The sequence below is a fragment of the candidate division WOR-3 bacterium genome, assembly GCA_026418155.1.
In the GTDB taxonomy this organism is placed as follows: domain Bacteria; phylum Hydrothermota; class Tepidihabitantia; order Tepidihabitantales; family CAIPLT01; genus JAOABV01.
The window spans coordinates 1-908 of sequence record JAOABV010000095.1; the positions used below are offsets into that span (position 1 = coordinate 1).

General features: G+C 38.4%; 2 protein-coding genes. Both read right to left on the reverse strand.

The genetic code is table 11. The features are described 5' to 3' along the window. Window positions 1–239: 239 nt before the first annotated feature. Window positions 240–473, reverse strand: a complete 234-nt coding sequence (locus tag N2201_07445; GenBank protein MCX7786032.1) for a zinc ribbon domain-containing protein — start codon at window positions 471–473, stop codon at window positions 240–242. Window positions 474–541: 68 nt separating this feature from the next. Further along, a partial coding sequence (gene groEL / locus N2201_07450) for a chaperonin GroEL (protein MCX7786033.1) occupies window positions 542–908 on the reverse strand: 367 nt, incomplete at its 5' end.

Genomic DNA, 908 nt, shown 5'->3' on the forward strand with positions numbered 1-908 from the left:
TGTGTATAAGAGACAGACTTGCATGTCTAAGACACGCCGCCAGCGTTAGTCCTGAGCCAGGATCAAACTCTCAAAAGGGAAAAATTTCAAAAGATAATGTCTGGCTATCAGACACGCTTATTATTGCCAAATTTTCAAAGAGCTTTCAGAATAACCTAATAAATTATACTAAAAAATTGTGTTTTGTCAAGAGGTTTTTTAATTCGCTTATAAAATTGATATCAGTCACCAATTTCTTCTTAAGTTTGTTTATTGGATTTACTTTCATTCTCTTTATCAGTAGAATTATTTTTTCTTTTATAGTCAGTAATATAAAAACCTGTGCCCTTAAAAATAAATCCGGCACCAGGCGAAATTAGTCGCTTTAGATTATTGCCACATTTCGGACATTTTTTAAGTGGTTTATCAGTAATTTTCTGAAATTCCTCAAACTGATAATTGCATGTTGTGCATTGGTACTCATAAGTAGGCATAATTACGCTCCTTAAAAAAGATAAAGCGGGACTGCATATTTATTAGCAGTCCCGCTCTGTTTTAAAGATTAATACTCACCGTAACCGCCAGCTGGTGCTGGTGGAGTCTTCTCTTTTTCGGGCAACTCAACAATCGCTGCATCAGTCGTAATTAGAAGTGAAGCTACCGAAGCTGCATTCTGCAACGCAGTCCGCGTGACTTTAGTCGGATCGATAATCCCGGCTTCAAACATATCTTCATAACGCAAAGTTTCAACATTAAATCCGCGATTTCCGGTTTCGTTCTTCACTCTTTCTACTACTACTGAACCTTCAATTCCGGCATTCTCAGCAAGTTGACGAATCGGCGCCTCAAGCGCTTTCTTTACTATCTCTACTCCAATTTGTTCATCCCCGGGCAGTTTTAGCTTTCCTAACGCCGGAATACAACGGAGT

What these genes read in the sequence shown, in the direction of transcription:
- N2201_07445 (MCX7786032.1), bottom strand. Translation starts at nt 473, where the DNA reads ATGCCTACTTATGAGTACCAATGCACAACATGCAATTATCAGTTTGAG.